This window comes from Streptomyces sp. NBC_00091 (assembly GCF_026343185.1).
Classification (GTDB): domain Bacteria; phylum Actinomycetota; class Actinomycetes; order Streptomycetales; family Streptomycetaceae; genus Streptomyces.
The window spans coordinates 5051871-5065510 of sequence record NZ_JAPEMA010000001.1; the positions used below are offsets into that span (position 1 = coordinate 5051871).

Genomic DNA, 13640 nt, shown 5'->3' on the forward strand with positions numbered 1-13640 from the left:
ATGACCACCACCTTGCGGCCGAGCGGGCCGCTTCAGCAGAGCGACTCCGGCGCGCGCTCGCGCCCGTACGAGGTCCGCGTCAACAGCAGGCGCGTCGGGGCGCTGCTGATCGCCGCCGACACGCCCTTCGGGCCGACGGTGGGGGAGATCCGGGACCTGGCCATCGACGGGCCGGACCGCCGGCGCGGCCGTGCCACCGTCGCCGCGCTCGCCGCCGAGGAGGTGCTGCGCGGCTGGGGCTGCCGCCGGGTGCGGATCTCGGTCCCGGCCGGCTCGGCGGGCGGGCTGCGGCTCGCGGAGGCCCTCGGGTACGCCGAGTACGGCCGGAACATGGCCAAGGAGCTGCCCGCCGCCCCTCCCGCCCTCTCCGAAGGGGTCCTGGGCCGCCCCATGACCCCGGCCGAGTACGAGGCCTGGGACGTGCGGGCCCGCGAGGACTACGCGGCGGACTGGACCGCCCGGGGAATGCCGGCGGAGGCCGCCCGGGCCAAGTCGCAGGCCGACCACGACGCACAGCTCCCGCAGGGGCTCGCCACCCCCGGGGCCACCTTCGCCGTCCTGGAGGCGGCCGGCGTCCCCGTCGGCCACGTGTGGCTGGCGCCGGCCGGGCAGGGGGCGTACGTGTACGACGTCGCGGTCGCCGAGGAGCACCGGGGCCGCGGCTACGGCCGCGACCTGATGCTGCTCGCGGAGCGCGAGGCGATCGCGGGGGGCCACCGCGTGCTGGCGCTGCACGTGTTCACCGCCAACACCCCGGCCCTGCGCCTGTACGAGTCCCTCGGCTACCGGCCCACCGACCTGAACTACGCCAAGGAGCTGATCTAGGGCCGGCGGTCCCTCGTCGCGTCCGCCCTGCTAGAACAGTGCCCGATGGGTACCGAGGAGCGCGAGCGCAAGGTGTACCGGCCGCTGCGGCGGGCCGGTCTGGAGGTGATCCCGGACTCGGTGCCGGACGGCGTGATGCCGTTCGTCATGGGGTTCCGTGCCGAGGACGTCGCCGGGGGCTTCTCCCACCGTTACGACACCCCCCGGCTCGTCGAGCGGCTCAACGAGGACTGGTACGACCTCGCGGTCTCCTCGGGCCTCTTCGACCACCGGCGCGAGTTCCTCGTCCAGCTCCCCCAGGGCACCCGGACGCACCGGGCCTCCCTGCGGAACACGCACGAGGGCGTGCAGCCGCCGTCGCTCTGGACCCGCGTCCGGCTCCTGGAGCGCTGGGACATCATGGGCCGGGGCGCGGGATCCGCGTTCCTCGGCGTGTACGCGGGCCATCCGGGCTTCGCCATGATGGCGCTCGACGGCAGCGTGTACGTCCTGGCCTCGACGGGCGAGTCCGGGGTCGACGTGTACGCGGTGGCCCACCCGGACCGCTCGGAGAACGTCCTGCGGTGCCTGGAGTGGATCGCGGGGTACGACAATCCCTGGGGCAACCGCGAGTACAGGCAGCGGATCGCCGCCTGGCTCGCGGGCCGCGGGCGCGGCGCTGCCGCGCCACCCGCCACGGCGGACGCAGTGGCGTCTGCCGTGGCCCCGGGCGCCTCCTAGCGCTGTGACCGGCAAGGTTCACCGGGGCGCGACGCCCAGCACGGCACCTCGCTGCGTTGTCGGACCGCGCAAGTACGTCCAGTACGAGCCGCGGCCCTCCGCCTTGCGATGCACCGCACCGGACGCCGCGCCCCGGCAAACCTTTCCGGCCACAGCACTAGGCGGTCTCGCCCGCGAGCAGCCGGTCCGCGATCTCCTCGATGCGGGCGCGCAGGCCCTCCTGGCTCTTGCCGCCGTCCAGGCGCTCGCCGTCGATCACGTAGGTCGGGGTGCCGGTCACGCCGATGGCCTTGCCCTCGGCCTGGTCGGCGTCGACGATCAGGATGTGCCGGCCGTCGATCAGGGCGGTGTCGAACTCCTCGGCGTCCAGGCCCAGTTCACGCGCCACGTCCAGCAGGACGGCCTCGCCGCGCTCGCGCAGCTGGGCGGTGCGGGCCAGTACGGCCTCCGCGTACGGCCAGCCCTGCCCCTGCTCCGCGGCCTCCTCGGCGGCCTGCGCGGCGGCGAAGGCGTGCTTGTTCTTCTCCAGCGGGAAGTGGCGCAGCCGGATGTCCAGCCGGTCGCCGTAGCGGGCCCGCAGGGCGCGCACGTCGTCCAGAGCGGTGTGGCAGTCCGGGCACTGGAGATCGCACCAGACGTCGAGGATCACGGAATCGGTCATACGGACAGTCTCCCAGACCCCCTGAGGAGGAGATCCGACCCCGAGATCTCCCGGAGATCGGCGCGGGCGGCGCCCCGGGCATGGCCGTCACGGTGGCGGCCGGTGCAGGATGGAAGGGACAGATCGCCCATCGCCGACCGTCGGAGGACCGCATGCTTGCCGAGACCATATGTTCCGCGGTGTCCGCGGCGGGCCTGGGCATCGCCGCGCTGACCGCGTACCGCAGGCGCTTCCTCGCCGCCACGCGGATCGCCGCGTACTCGCTGGTGCCGGTGGGCCTGGTGATGACCGGCGTGGTGCAGTGGGTGTCCGGGATGGTCTTCAAGCCGACCGTCTGGATCGGCTTCGGCCTGCTGGGCGTGGCCTGGCTGCTCTTCATGACCACCCGGGCCGTGGAGCGGCGTGGCCTGGGCAAGGCCGCCAAGGCCCCGAAGGCGGCCGGGGGAGCCCCGGCCCGGGAGGCCGTCGCCCCCGGCGCCTCCGGCCCCGCCCTGGGCGGGCGGTCGCGTCCGGACGCGAAGGCGGCCAAGCCGGCTCCGGCGGCCCCGGCGGACGACTTCTCCGACATCGAGGCCATCCTCAAGAAGCACGGAATCTAGGTGGCCTGGGCGCGTCCCCCGTCCCCTCAGTCGATGCCCACGGTGAACGCGGCGCGGTAGCCGGTGCCGTCGGGGACGGGGGTCAGGGTCATGGCGCCGCCGGCGGCCCGGTAGCGGTCGTCGCGGGCGTTGGGATCGCGCGGGGCCTTGCGGCGCGCGTACGGCTGGCGTGCGTAGACCTCCCGCAGGAAGGCGTCGGGCAGGAAGAACTGCGAGGTCGTCTCGGTGTGCGCGTCGGGGCGGACCTTGAAGTGGATGTGCGGGGCCAGCCCCGCGTACCAGCCCGGCACGATCGTCCTGAAGACGCAGCGGCCGGAGCCGTCGGTGACCTGGACACCGCGCAGGTAGGTGTCCTTGCCCTCCGAGTACACGCCCGCGGAGTCGGCCTGCCAGATGTCGACGGCGGCGCCCGCCAGCGGCCGGCAGTCCTTCGCCACGCGCACCACCGTCAGTTCCAGCCGCAGGGGCACGCCCGGGCGGCCCTCGGTGATGTCGGAGCGGGTCCGGCCCCGGCCGACGTAGTTCGGGCCCGCGCCCGCCCCCACGGCCAGGACGCATCCCGGGGTGGCGCCGCCCGAGGGGGCGGGTGCGGCCCTCCCGGGGGCGGCCGGGCGGGCGCAGGCCGCGGTCAGCGCTGCGATCCCGGCGGATCCGGCGGTGAGCAGGAGGGCCCGGCGGCTGGTCGGGAAGGTGCCGTTGTCGGTCATGCGAAGCCTCTCGCGCGTGCGCCCGGGGCCGTCGCGTGCGGACGGCCGCCACCGCGCCCCACCGTGCCGCACGCCGGCGGCCGGGCCCGCGACCGACACACGGCCGACCGGGGGGCCGCCCGGCGCCGGGCCCCGTACCGGACGTGGGGGCGGGCGCGGGGGAGAAGCCGCCGGGAACCACCTGAACTGACGAGAGAAGGCGAACTGCCGCGCCGATCATGGCGTGTTGGGGGCGGATCCGGGGCGGGCTGCGCGATCATCGGCCCGACATGCTCGACACATCGCAGGGTGAGCCGCCGGCTCCCGCCTCCGAGGCCCCCATCGCCCGGGCCGCCGCCTCCCTGGCCCCCCAGGCCTCCCCGGCCTCCGACATCGTGGAAGGGCGCGGATGTCTCTTCGCGCTCTCCCAGCCGCCCCTGATGATCTTCCTAGCGGTGATCGGGACCCTGCTGCTGCTCGCCGCCCTGCACGACCTCTATCTGCTCTGAGGCCTGCGGCTGCTCTGCGGCCTCCGGGTGGGCGTCGGCCTCCTTGCGGCGGGCCCGGTACGCGGCCACGTGCAGGCGGTTCCCACAGGTCCGGCTGTCGCAGTAGCGCCGGGAGCGGTTCCGGGACAGGTCCACGAAGGCCCGCCGGCAGTCCGGGGCCTCGCAGCGGCGCAGCCGCTCCTGCTCGCCGGAGACCACGATGAAGGCCAGGGCCATGCCGCCGTCGGCCGCCAGGTGGTCGCCCACGGAGGCGCCCGGCGCGAAGTAGTGGACGTGCCAGTCGTAGCCGTCGTGGTCGGTCAGCTGCGGGGTGGTGCCGGCCGTGGCCACCAGTTCGTTGATCTGTGCGGCCGCCGCACGGGAGTTCGGTGCCGCGAAGACCTGGGCGAACTTGCCCCGTACCGTCCGTACCCCGGCGAGATCGCGGGCGCTCAGCTCGCCGACGTCGCTGACCGCGTGCTCCTCGACGAAACCGCGCAGGGCGGCGATGTCGGACAGCCCGTCGGGCTGGTCCGGCTCGGCCGCGGTGTTCACCAGCGCGACGACGACGTCGAGCGCGCGACGGGTGTCGTGGGGGATCTGCACGGGGTTGCTCCCTGGGGGCCGGGCCTTGCGGTGGCGGGCCGCTGCCGCCGCTGGGGGCCGACAATAGCGGTTGTCGCCGGAAGGTACCCGAGCACACCGGCGCCGCCCTCGCGGGTGGCTTCCGCGAGGACAGCGCCGGCACTGCGTATGTGGTTGTCCGTCCCGCACCGTCGCCCCGAGTCGGACGGTGGCGGGCTGTGGTCCTGGCTCAGCTCTCGGCCAGGATGTGGGACAGCTCCTTGTCGAGGTCGAAGTGCCGGTGTTCGGTCCCGGGTGGGACCGCGGCGTCCGTCCGCTTGAGGAACGACTCGAGGGCTCGGGCGGGTGCTTCGAGCAGCGCTTCTCCCTCCGGTGAGCTCAGGGCGATGCAGACGACGCCCTGACCGTGGCTGCGGGACGGCCAGACGCGGACGTCGCCGGTACCGGTGGGCCGGTGGAGGCCCTCCGCGAGGAGGTCGCGGGCGAACACCCATTCGACCGTTTCCTCGGCGCCGGTGTGGAAGGTGGCGTGCACGGCGTAGGGGTCGGCCGTGTCATACCGCAGGCCCGCGGGAACAGGCAGTGAGGACTCGCTCGACACAACGAGGCGCAGGTGCAGCTCGCAGCTGACCGTGGTGTTCATAAGCGCCAGGGCCTTTCGCTCAGTGTGCGCTCGGGGATTCGCACGTCGGCGAAATCGACATGCCACCTACGGTGCCGTTGTAAACCCCTCTGACCGTTTTGCGGACCTCTGGGTCCCTCGGACGGCGGATCCAAACCGGCATTCACGTGTGCTTCCGGCTCCGGTAGATTCGGGGCCATGAATACGGGGAGTGACCGCGGAACCAACGAGTCCGCCAGCAGCGAACCGGTCGCCGAAGAGGCGCCGCACGTATCGAAGGCGCCCGCCTTCATCAAGGCCAACCGCAGCCTGCACCTGAGCTGGCAGGTCGGCGTCTTCATCGTCGGCCTGGCCGTCATCGGCGCAGGCGTCGCCATGCTCGTCCTGCCCGGCCCCGGCTGGGTGGCGATCTTCGCCGGCCTGGCGATCTGGGCCACCGAGTTCGCCTGGGCCCACCTCGTCCTGCGCTGGACCAAGCGCAAGGTGAGCGAGGCCGCGCAGAAGGCGCTCGACCCGAAGGTCCGGCGCCGCAACATCATCCTCACCAGCGTCGGCCTCGCCATCGCGGGCGCACTGATCGGCTTCTACCTGTGGAAGTACGGCCTGGTGCTGCCGTGGAACATCAAGGACCAGTGACCGGCCGGCACTGGTCACAGAGCACCGCTGACATGCGGTAATGTTTGCGGTGCGTCCGGGCGATTAGCTCAGTGGGAGAGCACTTCGTTCACACCGAAGGGGTCACTGGTTCGAACCCAGTATCGCCCACCCGGAGCAGAGGCCCGGAGACTCGGAAGAGTCTCCGGGCCTCTGTCGTACCCGCCCTCCCGAGCCCTTCAGCGCAGCCGCCCGAGAGCCTCCCGCAGCCGGCGCGCGTCGCGCAGCCGCTTCTCGTACGTCGCCCCCACCACCAGCAGTAGCAGGCCCGCCAGCGCCGGCGGCAGCCAGCGCGGCAGCACGCCGACCACCTGGACCACGTACGGGGCCAGCTCGTGCACGGCCACCGCGGCCAGCGTGGCGCCGCCCAGCAGCAGCGGCGCCTGGAGCCGGCGGTGCGCCCCGGCCAGGGTCACCACCAGGGCCGCCCCGCCCAGCAGCAGCGGGCGCGGCCAGTACGGGTCGCTCCAGACGGCGACCAGGCTCGGCAGCAGGCTCGCCCCCAGCCCCGGCCCGTACGCCGCCCAGGACGAGACCACCGGCTCCCGGCGGCGGCGCAGCAGGCCCACCGCCAGTGCGAGCACCGACACCGGCAGCGTGTACGCCTCCGCCGCCGCCACCCCCGACGCCCCCAGCCGCACCCAGGTCGCCGCCACGAACAGCGCCCCCGCGGCCCAGCCCAGCGCACGCCGCTCACGCCGCAGCGCCGCCCCGGCGCACAGCACCCCGTCCAGCGCGAGGACCAGCGCCAGTACCGGCGCGTCCCCGGCCGCCAGCACCACGGCGAGCACCCCCGCCCCGGCCGCCGCGGCCTCCGCCGCCACCCGGACCCGCCCCAGCCGGGGAGCCAGGGCCACCACCCCCGCGGGGACCGCGAGCACCGCCACCCCGCACCAGGGCGCCGCCAGGCCCGCCAGCGCGCCCAGCGCCACCACCGTGACCGCCGCGTACCCGACGGCGCCCACCGCGCAGCCGGCCCGCACAGGCGCCGCAGCGGCCCTGTGGGCGGCTCCCAGCGCGCAGCCGGCGCCCAGGAGCCCCAACACCGCGAAGGTGGCCACGCGGCCGTCCAGGGCGGCCAGGGACACGTTCAGGGCCCCGGCCGCCGCGCACCCCGCGGCGGCCACCGCGACGCCCCGCCCCACCGCCCGCGCCGGAGCCCGCAGCGCCACCACCCCGGCCGCCGCCGTCACCCCGAGCTGCGCCGCGAAGACCGCCGCCGGCGCCGGCCCCAGCAGCACCGGCGCCACGAACAGCCCCGCCCAGGCGCACACCACCGCCGCCGCCCCCGCCACCGGACGCGGCAGCACCCCGGCCGGCCACCACAGGGCCCCCGCCGCCAGCAGCAGGACCACCACGAGCGCCGGCCCCGGCCCGCCCGGGTGCGGGGTCGTCGCCGCCCACACCTCGCGCAGCACCACGGCCCGCGACACCAGCACCACCGCCACCGCCGCCAGCCCCGCCACCGCCCCCAGGGCGGCCACCCCCACCCCGGCCCGCAGCAGCCCGCGCCGCACCGGCTCCGGGACCGCGCCCGCCCGTACCGCCACCGCCACAGCCGCCGACAGCGCGAGCGCCGCCGCCACCCGCACCGCCACCGCCCACCACACGGAGCCCGCCTCCGCCGGGACCAGCGCCCCGGCCGCCGACACCGCCGCCAGCCCCCCGACCAGAGCGGCCGCAGAAGCCCGCGGCTCGCGCCAGGCCACCGCCACGCCCAGCAGGCCCCCCGCCGCCAGCAGCAGCGCCGGACCGGCCGCCCCGGGGTCCACGAGGGACTGCGCCAGCCCCGCCGCGAGCCCCGCCCCGCCCAGCACCCCCGCGCACACCCAGGCGGGCACCCGTACCGTCCGGCGCGCCACCGCCACCGCCAGGGCCGCGTCCACCGCCGCCGTCGCCAGCAGCGCCCAGCCGGCCCCCGCCAGGTCCGCCCCCGTGGCCGCCGCGGCCAGCGGCAACGGCAGCTGCGCGGCCCCCACCGCGGCGAGCAGCGGCAGCCGCAGCCTCCCCAGGGCCGCCCCGTACCCGGCCCAGAGCCCCGACAGCACCGCCGCCGCCCCCGCCGCGTACGCCACCGCGTCGGTACCGGACAGCACCACCGCGTGCAGCGCGTACGCGTCCAGCACCGTGAGCAGCAGCCCCACCCCCGCGACCGACTCGGCCGTCGACCGCAGCCCCCGCCGCAGCAGCGGGACGGGCGCCGCGAGCGCCGCCGCCGTCAGCAGCGCCAGCACCGCCGAGCGCCCCCCGATGCCCAGGGAACCCCAGCTGACCAGGGTGAACGCCAGCGCGGCCACCGCCAGCAGCACCGCCCCGAGCGTCAGCAGCACGTTCTGCGCCCCCGGCTTCGAGGAGGGCGCCTCTGCGGGCTGCGGCTGCCGCTGCACCTGCGCCGCCGGCTGGGCCAGGAGCCGCAGCAGCCAGTCCCGGCGGGCCAGCAAGTACCCGCGCCGGGCGTCCAGTTGGATCAGCTCGGCGTCGATGAGCGCCAGCTCGTGGGCCGGCGACAAGGGGGTGTTCATGCTGGGGAGTGTGGCGCCCGTCACGCCATCAGGACATCGGCGTGCGTACTCAGATCGGCTCTGAGTACCGCCTGCGCATCCGGCGCCCGGCGGGCCAGACTGGAGCCATGCAGCGCTGGACGCACTACCGCTTCCGCAGCGTGTGGGACCTCGACGCCCCGCCCGCGCTCGTCTACTCCCTGCTGGAGGACGCCGGCCGCTACCCCGACTGGTGGCCCCAGGTCCGCCGGGTCGAGCAGATCGACGAGCACACCGGGACCGCCCTGATCCGCTCGGTGCTCCCGTACGGGATCCACGTCACCCTCACCGGCCTGCTCAGCGATCCCGCCCGCGGGGTCCTCGAGGCGGCGCTGCGCGGGGACATCGAAGGCTGGGCGCGGTGGACCGTACGCCCCGCGGGCGCGGCCGGCGGCGGGCGCACGCGGGCGGTGTACGAGCAGGAGGTCGAAGTACGGGCCGCCCTGCTGCGGCGGTTCGCGCTCGCCGGACGGCCGCTGTTCCGGCTCAACCACGCGCTCATGATGCGGGCCGGGCGGCGCGGCCTCGAGGCCCGCCTGACCGCTCCGCCCGAAGCGGTTTGATCCCGCCCCGGAGCTCTTGTATTGTTCAGTCCGTTCCCGGGCGATTAGCTCAGCGGGAGAGCACTTCGTTCACACCGAAGGGGTCACTGGTTCGATCCCAGTATCGCCCACCGGGAGAGGCCGGTCCGTCTGATGACGGACCGGCCTTCCGCATTCCCCGGCGTCCTCCGACGTCGTCCCGCGTCCTCCCGCTACCTCAGGCGGCCTGCGGCAGGTCCGGCCGCAGCGGCCAGTGCGGATCCACCGCCTCCGGAGTTCCCTGCCGGGCGAACCACGCCTGGAGGCCCCGCGCCTGCGCCGCGTGCCACACCGCCTGCAACGTGTGCAGTTCGGCCGGGCTCAGCCGCTCCAGCCGCGCCGCGAACCTGCGCCCGACCGCCCGTACGACCTCCAGCGCGGCCTGCGCGTCCACCGAGGCGTCGTGCGCCCCCTCCAGCTCTATCCCGTAGTGCGCGCACAGGTCCGTCAGCGTGCGGCGGCCCTTGCGGTAGCGGTCCAGGTGCTTGTCCAGGACCCGCGGATCCAGCACCGTCAGCGGCCTGTTGTCCAGGTACCGCGCCAGCGTCGACGCCCGGTGCCGGCGCAACTCCCGGTCCAGCAGCGTCAGATCGAACGGCGCGTTCATCACCACCACCGGCCGGCCCGCCACCTGCTGCTCGCCCAGCGAGCGGGCTATCTCCTCCACCACCGGCGCCGGCCACCGGCCGTGCCGCTGTAGGTGCTCGTCGGTCAGACCGTGTACTTCCGTGGCTCCCGGCGGCACCGGGATACCGGGATTGACCAGCCACCGGGTGGAGCGGACCCGGCCGCCCGCACACTCCTGCACGACGAGCGCGGCGGACACGATCCGGTCCTGCTCGACGTCCACCCCGGTGGTCTCCGTGTCGAAGGCGGCCAGCGGCCCCTCGTACCAGCGTGTCATGGCGAACTCCTCGTCACCGATCGGCAGATGGGTCGCACCGGGCGCCTCCGCCACGGAACGTGCCACCCCCGCCGAATCCGTGATACCCGGGCTGTTTGCCCCGTACGCCGTTTGCGGGCCGCCGGGTACGGAGACAACTTCCCTGGGGGGTCGCACGCATGACCGGTCGTCACCCTCCACACCCCTCCACATCCCTCCACCACACACCCGTTCACGGCAGAGCCCGGAAGGCATGGGGAGCCGGCCATGGCGCTCACGCAGCCCGAACCGGGCGGGGTGCTGCACGGACAGGGCGATCCACGGACCGGACCGCTGCGCGGCACACTCGCCACCACCGCCTGCATGGAGACCCTCCAGGTGGGCTACCTGCACGCCGTCGCGGCCGCGGCCGGCTGCTCGCTCTCCCAGCCCTTTCCCGACAACGGCATCGACTGGCACCTGAGCCACGGCGCGCCCGAGCACGTCGTCGACGACGAAGTGACCATCAAGGTGCAGCTGAAGGCGACCTACCAGATCCCGCCCCGCCCCGCCGGGGACACCTTCGGCTTCACCCTCGACAACGAGCACCTGGTGAAGCTGGCGCGCACGCCGGTCGCCGTCCACAAGATCCTCGTGGTGATGCTCGTACCGCGGGAGCGGGACCAGTGGCTGAGCGCCGGGCACGACCGGCTCGACCTGCGCCACTGCTGCTACTGGACCAACCTCGCCGGGCACCCCGTGACCGGCCGGCGCCGCACCACCGTACGGATCCCGACCGCGCGGATCTTCGACGACCGGGCGCTGTGCGAGATCATGACCCGGGTCGGGTCGGGAGGGACACCCTGATGAACTGGCACCCACCGCACCTCGAACCGCTGCCGCCCCCGGAGCTGACCCCGGGCGCCCCCGATCCCGGGCAGGTCGACCCGCAGGTCCTCGGGGCTCTGCTGCACCGGCACGGCTGGCTGCGGCGCGGCGGAGCGGTGGGCCGGTACGGGCGCTGGACCCCGCCCGGCCACGGCGGCACCAGCCTGCTCGTCCCGGAGAACCGGACCTTCCCCGACTGCGCCGACCTGCTCGAGGAGGCACTGACCGCGCTGTGGCGCAGCGGGCTGCCCTCGGCGCGCGAGGTGCTCTTCGGGCTGAGCGTGCCCAGCGACGAGGTCCGCTGGGAGCGGGAGATCCCGCAGGGGCCGTACGGGTTCCAGGGCGAGGCCGCCTGGCCCGCGCAGGAGCAGCTGCGCTCGGCGGCCCGCCGGCTGCTGCTCGCCGGGGCCCTCGCCGACCGCGCCCGCGCCGGGTACTACGGGGCCCGCCACCGCGCGCAGGCCGAACGGGTCCTGGACGGGGTGCTGGTGGGGCCCGCGCCGGGCGGGCGCAGGCTGGCCGCGTACGTACCGGTGGACGGCGGCCGCGGGGCGGTGACCCGGCTGCACCACGCCCTGCACGCGGCGCGGGAGGCGGTGGACTACCGACGGGCCACCGGCGGCATGGACGCCTTCGACGCAGCGGTGGCCGCCGGGGTCAGCCGGGAGCTCGCCGAGGCGCTGATCGCCCTGGTCCGGGGTTCGGAAGGGGCCCGGATCGCGCTGGCCTGGGCGCCGGCGGCCGGGGTCCCCGCCGGGTGCGCGGCGCGGCCCGAGCCGGTGGAGTTCTCGCCGGGGGACCTGCCGGTGCTGCGCGAGGCCGCCGCCCGCTACACCCGGCACGAGCCGGCCGTCGCCGTCCGGGTCACGGGGGCGGTGGTCCGGATGCGGCGCGCCGCGGCGGGCGGCGGGGGAACCGTCCGGCTGCGGGTGCTGTCGGGCGCGGAGGTCCCGTACGTCCGGGCCGCCCTCGCCGAGGAGGCGTACCGGATCGCGGTCCACGCCCACCTGGCCGGACTCCCGGTCCGGGTCAGCGGCCGGCTCTCCCGCCGGGGCGGCTTCCGCAGGCTGGCGCAGGCGTCGGACGTCACCCCGGTCCGCCTGGACGAGGTGGAGCGGGACCGGCTGATGAAGTCCCTGGACGCGTCCCTCGACCCGGAGGACGTCCTCCCGTCGGACGACTAGGGGCGGACCGGGGCTGCGAACCACTCGGGGTGGCGCCTGCGGAGATCGGCCAGGGCGGGAAGGCACCCGCCCAAGGCCTCCTGGACCGGGAACGCGTCGGACTCCCTGAACTCCACCGTGCGGTATCCGAAGTTGACGGTCGAGGTGACGACGAGCACCTCCCCGCTGGAACCCCCCTGATCGGAGTAGCTCACCCAGCGCTCCACGCCGGAGGAGACGGACACGGAGAGGTCGCCGAGCCTGGAGTACGGGACCTTCAGGAGGTCCGGGCCATTCAGCAGGTACAGATGCGTATCGCTGAAAGCCACGTTGCGCGTCGTGCTGGTCGTGGCATGTCCGATCGACTGCTCCTCGGGGGCCATCTCGCACCGCCTCTTCAGCGCGGCCGCCACCCGCCAGCCCCGGAAGCTGGAGACGGGTGCGAGGACGAGGCCCTGGAGCATCAGCAGCAGGCGCAAGGCGTCCACGAACGTGGTGGGCTGGTGGCGATGCCGTTCGATGTGGGCGTTGACCTGTCCGACGTCGAACCCGTGGGTCTTCCGGTTCGACACCAGAGGGAAGTAGGGCGGCTTGGCCTGCGACCACCGTCGGGCATCGGCCACCACGGCGATGACATCGTCCAGGCCCGCGAGGACCTCCCCCATGCGGTAGCCGGCGCCCTCGACGCTGTCGAAGGAGGGCCGTCCGGTGGGCGTGGTCGCCTGGGGTGCCGGTACGTACGGCGCGACCGCGCGGGGAGGCGTATGGGAGGCCGGCTGCGGTACCGGCGGTGGGGAGTAGCGGTTGCGCAGGAGCGGGAGGGCCCCCGCGCCCGTCTTGTCGCAGTGCTCCGGCAGGGGGAAGTCCGTGTCCCTCATCCGGCGGCGCACCTCCTCGTAGAGGTCGCTCATCCCCAGCACCGGCCCGGCCCCGGGGACGCCCGCCCACATGGTGGTCAGCAGGAAGCCGGTGAAGGCGCTGTACGTGTCCCCCTCGGGCGCCTTGGAGAGCCGGTTCTCCGGCGCCGAGGTCAGGGAGTACACGCCCGTGACGGCCAGCTGGTCCCTGATCAGCCGGGACTCGGCGCTCATGAGATCGGCGTGCGCCCGGCCGCTGAAACAGCAGTCCAGGATCACGATCTTGACCGCCGCGCGGGACTGCTTGACCAGGCGCGCCGGGTAGGAGAAGGCCAGACTGGTCCAGGGCTGATCGGGTTCGCTTCCCCTGAGGCTGAGGTGGAAGTCGCTGTTGGCCCCCGTGAGCAGGCCGTGGCCGCTGTAGTAGACGAGCAGGACGTCCTCCGCCTGCTCGGCGGCCGCCGCGACCGGCCGCATGATGTCCTGGGGCTCGCGCGGATCGTCCACGAGCCGCACGTCCCGCACCGCGAAACCGCCCACCGTCCGGTCGGTGAGGGCGGCGGCGAGACCGCGGATGTTGCGCGGGGAGTGCGGGATCGCCCCCAGGTCCCGCGAGGTGTAGGTCGCCGTACCGATCAGCACGGCGCGCGCGGACGCGCAGGACGGAGGGAGGGACCGCTCGCCGACCGTCCAGCGCGCGCACGATGCGGACGGCCACCTCGTCAGGGTCGTCGAGCCCGGAGGCGTCGGTACTCGCAGGCCGCACATGCTAAGACTTGATCCGTACTTCCCGAAGGAGGTACGGACTGCATCCGGGCGGCTGGTCCGGGCGCTCCGGCGTGGTCACCGTACGGTGGCTCATCCGGGGTTGCTCGGGACCGTTCCGGAATTCGGTGAGCAGAGGCCCGC

The 13640-nt window shown here is 74.8% G+C and carries 15 protein-coding genes and 2 tRNA genes; 10 read left to right on the forward strand and 7 right to left on the reverse strand.

Annotated elements, in window-relative coordinates:
• Together OOK34_RS23330 and OOK34_RS23335 are read left to right on the forward strand one after the other, a co-directional pair.
• Window positions 1–825, forward strand: a complete 825-nt coding sequence (locus OOK34_RS23330; RefSeq protein ID WP_267035798.1) for a GNAT family N-acetyltransferase — start codon at window positions 1–3, stop codon at window positions 823–825.
• Window positions 826–870: 45 nt separating this feature from the next.
• Window positions 871–1545 carry a hypothetical protein gene (locus OOK34_RS23335; protein ID WP_267035799.1) on the forward strand — a complete coding sequence of 225 codons (675 nt, stop codon included), beginning with the start codon at window positions 871–873 and terminating at the stop codon, window positions 1543–1545.
• A gap of 157 nt (window positions 1546–1702) precedes the next feature.
• On the opposite strand, the gene OOK34_RS23340 is transcribed toward OOK34_RS23335, so the two are convergent.
• The gene (locus OOK34_RS23340) at window positions 1703–2206 is read right to left on the reverse strand and encodes a DsbA family protein (RefSeq protein ID WP_267035800.1); all 504 of its coding nucleotides are present in this window, start codon (window positions 2204–2206) and stop codon (window positions 1703–1705) included.
• Window positions 2207–2358: 152 nt separating this feature from the next.
• Here OOK34_RS23340 and OOK34_RS23345 point away from each other — a divergent pair, with 152 nt between their 5' ends.
• Window positions 2359–2805 (forward strand): hypothetical protein, encoded by a 447-nt coding sequence (locus tag OOK34_RS23345; protein WP_267035801.1) that lies wholly within the window; start codon window positions 2359–2361, stop codon window positions 2803–2805.
• Window positions 2806–2831: 26 nt separating this feature from the next.
• Here the strand turns inward: OOK34_RS23345 and OOK34_RS23350 are convergent, their stop codons facing one another.
• On the reverse strand, window positions 2832–3512 hold the full coding sequence (locus tag OOK34_RS23350; RefSeq protein ID WP_267035802.1) for an intradiol ring-cleavage dioxygenase: 681 nt from the start codon (window positions 3510–3512) through the stop codon (window positions 2832–2834).
• A gap of 269 nt (window positions 3513–3781) precedes the next feature.
• Here OOK34_RS23350 and OOK34_RS23355 point away from each other — a divergent pair, with 269 nt between their 5' ends.
• Window positions 3782–4000 (forward strand): hypothetical protein, encoded by a 219-nt coding sequence (locus OOK34_RS23355; protein WP_267035803.1) that lies wholly within the window; start codon window positions 3782–3784, stop codon window positions 3998–4000.
• Here the strand turns inward: OOK34_RS23355 and OOK34_RS23360 are convergent.
• Entirely contained in the window at window positions 3941–4585 is a 645-nt protein-coding gene (locus OOK34_RS23360) for a CGNR zinc finger domain-containing protein (protein ID WP_267035804.1), read from the reverse strand. The two genes, OOK34_RS23355 and OOK34_RS23360, sit on opposite strands and share 60 nt — an antisense overlap.
• Before the next feature lie 208 nt (window positions 4586–4793).
• Entirely contained in the window at window positions 4794–5207 is a 414-nt protein-coding gene (locus tag OOK34_RS23365; RefSeq protein ID WP_030011909.1) for an SsgA family sporulation/cell division regulator, read from the reverse strand.
• A gap of 177 nt (window positions 5208–5384) precedes the next feature.
• Between OOK34_RS23365 and OOK34_RS23370 the strand changes: the two genes are divergently transcribed.
• The gene (locus tag OOK34_RS23370; RefSeq protein ID WP_267035805.1) at window positions 5385–5822 is read left to right on the forward strand and encodes a TIGR02611 family protein; all 438 of its coding nucleotides are present in this window, start codon (window positions 5385–5387) and stop codon (window positions 5820–5822) included.
• Window positions 5823–5879: 57 nt separating this feature from the next.
• Window positions 5880–5951, forward strand: a tRNA-Val gene (locus OOK34_RS23375).
• Between the two features lie 68 nt (window positions 5952–6019).
• Here the strand turns inward: OOK34_RS23375 and OOK34_RS23380 are convergent.
• Window positions 6020–8362 carry an SCO7613 C-terminal domain-containing membrane protein gene (locus OOK34_RS23380; RefSeq protein ID WP_267035806.1) on the reverse strand — a complete coding sequence of 781 codons (2343 nt, stop codon included), beginning with the start codon at window positions 8360–8362 and terminating at the stop codon, window positions 6020–6022.
• Window positions 8363–8469: 107 nt separating this feature from the next.
• On the opposite strand from OOK34_RS23380, the gene OOK34_RS23385 reads away from it, so the two are divergent.
• Together OOK34_RS23385 and OOK34_RS23390 are read left to right on the forward strand one after the other, a co-directional pair.
• On the forward strand, window positions 8470–8943 hold the full coding sequence (locus tag OOK34_RS23385; protein WP_267036882.1) for an SRPBCC family protein: 474 nt from the start codon (window positions 8470–8472) through the stop codon (window positions 8941–8943).
• Between the two features lie 38 nt (window positions 8944–8981).
• Window positions 8982–9053, forward strand: a tRNA-Val gene (locus OOK34_RS23390).
• 86 nt (window positions 9054–9139) lie between these two features.
• Here the strand turns inward: OOK34_RS23390 and OOK34_RS23395 are convergent.
• Window positions 9140–9865, reverse strand: a complete 726-nt coding sequence (locus tag OOK34_RS23395; RefSeq protein ID WP_267036883.1) for a 3'-5' exonuclease — start codon at window positions 9863–9865, stop codon at window positions 9140–9142.
• 246 nt (window positions 9866–10111) lie between these two features.
• Here OOK34_RS23395 and OOK34_RS23400 point away from each other — a divergent pair, with 246 nt between their 5' ends.
• Both OOK34_RS23400 and OOK34_RS23405 read left to right on the forward strand, forming a co-directional pair.
• Entirely contained in the window at window positions 10112–10690 is a 579-nt protein-coding gene (locus OOK34_RS23400) for a DUF4365 domain-containing protein (RefSeq protein ID WP_267035807.1), read from the forward strand.
• The gene (locus OOK34_RS23405; RefSeq protein WP_267035808.1) at window positions 10690–11895 is read left to right on the forward strand and encodes a hypothetical protein; all 1206 of its coding nucleotides are present in this window, start codon (window positions 10690–10692) and stop codon (window positions 11893–11895) included. The genes OOK34_RS23400 and OOK34_RS23405 overlap by 1 nt, the downstream gene beginning before the upstream one ends.
• Here the strand turns inward: OOK34_RS23405 and OOK34_RS23410 are convergent.
• Window positions 11892–13373 carry a caspase family protein gene (locus OOK34_RS23410; protein ID WP_267035809.1) on the reverse strand — a complete coding sequence of 494 codons (1482 nt, stop codon included), beginning with the start codon at window positions 13371–13373 and terminating at the stop codon, window positions 11892–11894. The genes OOK34_RS23405 and OOK34_RS23410 overlap by 4 nt on opposite strands.
• Window positions 13374–13640 lie beyond the last annotated feature (267 nt).

What these genes read in the sequence shown, in the direction of transcription:
- OOK34_RS23385 (WP_267036882.1), top strand. Translation starts at nt 8,470, where the DNA reads ATGCAGCGCTGGACGCACTACCGCTTCCGCAGCGTGTGGGACCTCGAC.
- OOK34_RS23345 (WP_267035801.1), top strand. Translation starts at nt 2,359, where the DNA reads ATGCTTGCCGAGACCATATGTTCCGCGGTGTCCGCGGCGGGCCTGGGC.
- OOK34_RS23340 (WP_267035800.1), bottom strand. Translation starts at nt 2,206, where the DNA reads ATGACCGATTCCGTGATCCTCGACGTCTGGTGCGATCTCCAGTGCCCG.
- OOK34_RS23395 (WP_267036883.1), bottom strand. Translation starts at nt 9,865, where the DNA reads ATGACACGCTGGTACGAGGGGCCGCTGGCCGCCTTCGACACGGAGACC.
- OOK34_RS23380 (WP_267035806.1), bottom strand. Translation starts at nt 8,362, where the DNA reads ATGAACACCCCCTTGTCGCCGGCCCACGAGCTGGCGCTCATCGACGCC.
- OOK34_RS23405 (WP_267035808.1), top strand. Translation starts at nt 10,690, where the DNA reads ATGAACTGGCACCCACCGCACCTCGAACCGCTGCCGCCCCCGGAGCTG.
- OOK34_RS23400 (WP_267035807.1), top strand. Translation starts at nt 10,112, where the DNA reads ATGGCGCTCACGCAGCCCGAACCGGGCGGGGTGCTGCACGGACAGGGC.
- OOK34_RS23330 (WP_267035798.1), top strand. Translation starts at nt 1, where the DNA reads ATGACCACCACCTTGCGGCCGAGCGGGCCGCTTCAGCAGAGCGACTCC.
- OOK34_RS23350 (WP_267035802.1), bottom strand. Translation starts at nt 3,512, where the DNA reads ATGACCGACAACGGCACCTTCCCGACCAGCCGCCGGGCCCTCCTGCTC.
- OOK34_RS23370 (WP_267035805.1), top strand. Translation starts at nt 5,385, where the DNA reads ATGAATACGGGGAGTGACCGCGGAACCAACGAGTCCGCCAGCAGCGAA.
- OOK34_RS23335 (WP_267035799.1), top strand. Translation starts at nt 871, where the DNA reads ATGGGTACCGAGGAGCGCGAGCGCAAGGTGTACCGGCCGCTGCGGCGG.
- OOK34_RS23355 (WP_267035803.1), top strand. Translation starts at nt 3,782, where the DNA reads ATGCTCGACACATCGCAGGGTGAGCCGCCGGCTCCCGCCTCCGAGGCC.
- OOK34_RS23365 (WP_030011909.1), bottom strand. Translation starts at nt 5,207, where the DNA reads ATGAACACCACGGTCAGCTGCGAGCTGCACCTGCGCCTCGTTGTGTCG.